We start from the raw sequence: 4,809 nt of genomic DNA on the forward strand, positions 1-4,809 counted from the left end.
CCGCCCACTTATCAGCGGCCTCTCGCTGCCGGCGGAGGCTGTCGCCGTGCATCTGCTCCGGGTGCGGGAAGCGGATGTATGAGTATGCCATGGCCATGACGGCGACCGTATCGACGCCCAAAGGTTAGGGTCAACTTTATGGGGCACGACATGAGGACGTTGTGGTCGCCGGACCGACCATTCCATCTCAACGGCAGCTATCGGACTCCAAGCGGCCATTCAGGTGGTTTTGCCCGAAGGTCCGCTGATGGCGCATGTCGTAAGCGATCCCGGTCCCACACAATCGCATGGCGTCGCCCTGGCTATCCGTTCGGGCCGAGACCGCGCTCAGGCGGGGATCGGCGAGCCGTCCCAAGCGAAGACGCCGCCGGTGTCGTCCGAGCACAGGCCATCCAGCACGCGCAGAAGATGCGCTGCACTCTCCTCGGGTGAGAAGACGCCGATGGCCGTCGGGTCCGGCCGGAAGGGCCGCGACAAGCCGGAGGTGACCGTGCCTGGATGCAGGCCGACGACAATCGCCTCCGGTCGGCTGCTTGCGACCTCGATCGCAAGCGTTCGCAGGATTTGATTCAGCGCCGACTTCGAGGCCCGGTAGGCGTACCAGCCGCCCAGTCGGTTGTCGCCGATTGATCCGACCCGCGCCGACAGGGCCGCGAAAACACATCGCTCCCGTCGCGCCAGCAAGGGCACGAAATGCTTGGCGACGAGCGCAGGGCCGATCGTATTGATCGCGAAAACGGTGGCCATCGCGGCGGGGTCAAGCGCCTTGACCGTCTTCTCGGGCGAGACGCCCGTCTGGTGAAGAAGGCCGGTGGCGACGATGACCAGACCGACCGGTCCGGCTTCGCCAACCCTGGCCGCCGCCGCCGCAATCGTCGCCTCGTCGGACAGGTCGATCGGAAGTGTTCGGACGCCCTGCGGAACTGACGCCCCCGAGCGAGAGAGCGCGAAGATTGGCGCGTGGGCCGCACGCGCTGCGAGCGCGCGGATCAATGCTCCGCCTATGCCGCCGGACGCACCGACGACAACCGCGCTGGTCGGGCGCGTGGGGGTCAAGACCCAGCCTCCCTGTCGACGGCGGGGCTTCGGCGCCCCCGGCGAAAGATCAGACTGAGATTGTTAACCGGCATCACGACGCGCTCGTCCAGATGCAGATCGTGCGTCCGGCCGGCTGCCGCGACCGCCTCGACGTCGCGGATCCCCCAGGAGGCATTCCTAGCGCGCAGGCTGTCGTCGAACGGGGCGTTGCTCGGAGCGGTGTGCGCGCCACCCTCCCGAAAAGGACCGTACAGGTAGAGCACACCACCTTCCGCGAGCGTCGCTTCTGCGCCAGCCATCAGCCCGATGATCGCGTCCCAGGGGGCGATGTGGATCATGTTGATCGCGACGACCGCATCAGCCCGGGTGACCGGCCACGGGTGACGAATCGCATCGATCGCCAGCGGCGACCGGATGTTCGCTAGCCCTGCGGCGCGGGCATGGGCGACGATGCTGCGACGGGCGGCTTCATCGGGATCGCTGGGCTGCCAGACGAGCGCGGGCAGCGCACGGGCGAAATGGACGGCGTGCTCGCCGGACCCACTCGCGATCTCGAGGACGATGCCGCTGGGCGGGAGAACACGCTTGAGGACTTCGGCGATAGGGGCGGCGTTGCGGGCCACGGCCGGCGAGAACAGGGCGTTGGGCATGGAGCTCTTCTAAGGGCAGCCGATGCCAACCGCATGCCCTTTCGTGGCGGCAGGCCTGCTCCGAGGCAACGACGCGGCTTCAATTCATGGCGCGCAGCTGCGGCGAGGGCGGATCGCGGTCGGGGTGAGATGCTGATGGCTCCTCAAACGGAGTTTCGTCATGCCTTCGACCAGTGACACCATCCGTCGACCTTGGAACCTCGGCCGCCTCGTCGGCCCCAAGCCGCCGTTTAAGCCCAAGCACATCTGGGCGATCCGCACCCGCCTGCAGCACGAGGGCCGCATTCGCGATCTCGCCCTGTTCAACACCGCCATCGACAGCAAACTCCGCGGCTGCGACCTCGTCCGCCTGCGTGTGGCCGACGTCCACCTCGGCGACGGCATCCGCATGCGTACCACCATCGTGCAGCAGAAGACTGGCCGGCCTGTACCCTTCGAACTGACCGAGACGACCCGCGAGACGCTTGCGGCTTGGCTGAAGCTGCGGGGTCTACGTGCCGGGGACTGGCTGTTCCCGAGCCGAAGCCGGCCGGGCGAGCATCTCACGACGCGCCAGTATGGCCGGCTCGTCGATGAGTGGGTGGCGCTGATTGGGCTCGACCCCGCGGGCTACGGCACGCACAGCCTGCGCCGGACAAAGGTCGCGCTCATCTACCGGCGAACGGGCAACCTGCGAGCCTGCCAGCTGCTTCTCGGGCACACCAAGCTGGAGAGCACAGTGCGCTACCTCGGCATCGAGGCAGACGACGCGCTGGTTATGTCCGAGCAGACTGACATTTGAAGAAGATCGCAGCGGCCTACTGCAGGCCGCTGCGCCCAGTTCCCTGCCGTCCCATAAGTGCGCCAAGCAGCGGATTGGGTCTGACCGGAAAGAGATGGTGCGCTTCCAAGTAAGTGCGGCTGAAGAATAAGACGCTCGCCTGGGAGGTTTTAGAACGGGAGGAGTCGCCGATAGCGCGCAATGTTCACGAGCGCAACGAGTGACGAGGCCACGTATGTGAGGGCGGCGGCGCGCAGTACAGTGCGGGCACCGGGCATGTCGCTGGCGTCGAGGAAGCGACCTGTTTCCAGGATGGGCAGGGCCCGGCGGAAGCTTGCATCGAGTTCGACGGGTAGCGTCAGGAAGTGGAATAGGAGGCGAACGCCGAGGAGCGCGATGCCGATACCCACCTGTAAGGCGAGCAGGACAGGCGAATGGACGAAGGCTAGCACCACTGGCGCAGTCATCATCACTACGGCCGCGGCGAACTCGAAGCCCCGCACGACCGGTGCGAACTTCACCCGCGCCGCGAGGAGCCGGTCCCCCGCCGCGTGCTGGAGCGCGTGGGCGACCTCGTGCGCCGCGACCGCGACTGCCGTGATCGAGCGGCCATCATAGTTTTCCGGCGATAGCCGCACGATGTTCGCGACCGGATCGTAGTGGTCGGCTGGCGCGATCTCGACGGGGACGTGCTCCAGCTGTGCCAGGTCAAGCAGATGGCGGGCGAGTTCGCCGCCAGTCCCGGGCAAGTCCGGCCGCTCCGTGGCGTGTTGCTGCATCGCCCGGCGCACCCACCAATGGGGGCCGAACACGAAACCGAACAGGAGGGCGGCGCCAAGCGCTATGAGGACGGGCACGAGCGATATGTAGGCATGCGGCCGTAGCTGTGGAAGCGCGACGCCTTATTCGAGATGTTCACCGCTCAACAATCGCGCGACAAGTGTCAAAGACCGGATTGGGTGGGAAGCGGGCTCTCGCGTTGCGGCTGAAACCGGACGTTCGAGCGGACGGCGGCAACCGCGGTTTGGTGATGCGTATGCCGAACACCTCGGCCACCGCGTCTGAGGGATCCGTCACGGCGCCATTGATCCGAGGAGCGAATGCAGAGCTAATAGTGCCGAAGTCGAGGGCACGATGGTGCGATTTTCAGGAAGGCTCCGTACACTCTGTCTGCTCGCGATCTCTGTTTGGGGTGTCGCGACCAACGCCCATGCGGCTGAGGTCATCGTCCTCTGCTCGCAGGGACTGAAGACCGCCTTGGACGAACTCATCCCGCAATTCGAGCGGGCCAGCGGCGACAGCCTCGTCGTCACCTACGACACCTCGGCCATCCTCAAGGCGCAGGTCGAAACGGGCAAGCCGTTCGACGTTGTGGTCCTGACCCCACCTCTGATCACGGCGCTTATCCAGCAGGGCAAGGTCGCGGATGGCACCGCGACCGCGCTCGCTCGCACGGGCGTCGGCCTGGCCGTCAAGAAAGGTGCAGCGCGGCCTGACATCGGCTCTGCCGAAGCACTCAAGAGGGCTCTCACCGGCGCAGGATCAGTGGCCTACAGCACGTCCGGCGCGAGCGGAGCGGTCTTCGCCGCCGCCCTTCAGAAGCTCGGGATCACGGACGAGGTGAAGGCCAGAGGCAAAGCGATCCCGAACGGTCTGACCGGAGAGGTCGTCGCCCGGGGCGAGGCGGACCTTGCCGTGCAACTGATGCCCGAGTTGATGTCGGTCTCAGGGGTGGACGTGATTGGTCCGTTCCCTGCGGAGGTCCAGTCCTACGTCGTGCTGACTGGGGCGATCTCGGCGACTGCGGACAAGGCTCGGGCCGAGGCACTGCTTGCGTTCCTCAAGGCCCCCGCCGCGGTAGCGATCATCCGCGCCAAGGGTCTGGAGCCCAACTGATCGATCCGTTTTGTTGCCGACCTCCGAGAAGCGTGTCGCAGGTCGGGATTGGGTGGTGAACGGAAGCCGGCTCTTTGCCTTATAGCGAACGTTCCGCCTTCGACCAGACCTAGTGCACTGACTCAGACGGATGGTTCATGGGACCGGCTGACGGCGGCGAGGATGTCGGTAGCCGGCTTGGTCCAGACGAAGGGTTTGGCGCTCCGGTTGTGCTCGGCGATGTAGCGTTTGATCGCTGCCTGTAGGTCGACGACGCCGGTGAATGAGCCTCGCCGCAGCCGACGACGGGTGAGGGCAGCGAAGTAGCCCTCGACCGCGTTGAGCCACGAAGCCGAGGTCGGGGTGAAGTGGAACGTCCAGCGCCGATGCCGGGCGAGCCAGGCGCGTACCTTCGGATGCTTGTGGGTGGCGACGTTGTCGAGGATCGCGTGGATTGCCTTGCCGGGCGGGACGGTGGCCTCGACG

Annotated in this window: 6 protein-coding genes; 2 read left to right on the plus strand and 4 right to left on the minus strand. The window is 66.2% G+C overall.

Features of this window, described 5'->3' with window-relative positions; genetic code table 11:
* Nucleotides 1-327 precede the first annotated feature (327 nt).
* Entirely contained in the window at nucleotides 328-1,056 is a 729-nt protein-coding gene (locus tag MKL11_RS25870) for an SDR family NAD(P)-dependent oxidoreductase (RefSeq protein ID WP_243948498.1), read from the minus strand.
* Nucleotides 1,053-1,688, minus strand: coding sequence for a DUF938 domain-containing protein (locus MKL11_RS25875; RefSeq protein WP_243948500.1), 636 nt, complete (start codon nucleotides 1,686-1,688; stop codon nucleotides 1,053-1,055). Before MKL11_RS25875 ends, MKL11_RS25870 begins: the two co-directional genes overlap by 4 nt.
* 160 nt (nucleotides 1,689-1,848) lie before the next feature.
* On the opposite strand from MKL11_RS25875, the gene MKL11_RS25880 reads away from it, so the two are divergent.
* The gene (locus tag MKL11_RS25880; RefSeq protein ID WP_243948501.1) at nucleotides 1,849-2,469 is read left to right on the plus strand and encodes a tyrosine-type recombinase/integrase; all 621 of its coding nucleotides are present in this window, start codon (nucleotides 1,849-1,851) and stop codon (nucleotides 2,467-2,469) included.
* A 149-nt stretch (nucleotides 2,470-2,618) separates the two neighbouring features.
* Here the strand turns inward: MKL11_RS25880 and MKL11_RS25885 are convergent, their stop codons facing one another.
* Nucleotides 2,619-3,305, minus strand: coding sequence for a zinc metallopeptidase (locus MKL11_RS25885; protein ID WP_243948502.1), 687 nt, complete (start codon nucleotides 3,303-3,305; stop codon nucleotides 2,619-2,621).
* A gap of 277 nt (nucleotides 3,306-3,582) precedes the next feature.
* Between MKL11_RS25885 and MKL11_RS25890 the strand changes: the two genes are divergently transcribed.
* On the plus strand, nucleotides 3,583-4,344 hold the full coding sequence (locus tag MKL11_RS25890; RefSeq protein ID WP_243948503.1) for a molybdate ABC transporter substrate-binding protein: 762 nt from the start codon (nucleotides 3,583-3,585) through the stop codon (nucleotides 4,342-4,344).
* Nucleotides 4,345-4,466: 122 nt separating this feature from the next.
* Here the strand turns inward: MKL11_RS25890 and MKL11_RS25895 are convergent.
* Nucleotides 4,467-4,809, minus strand: a 343-nt coding sequence (locus MKL11_RS25895) for a transposase (protein WP_243948504.1), incomplete at its 5' end; no start/stop codon positions are given.

The organism is Methylobacterium sp. J-077 (assembly GCF_022829365.1).
Taxonomy (GTDB): Bacteria; Pseudomonadota; Alphaproteobacteria; order Rhizobiales; family Beijerinckiaceae; genus Methylobacterium.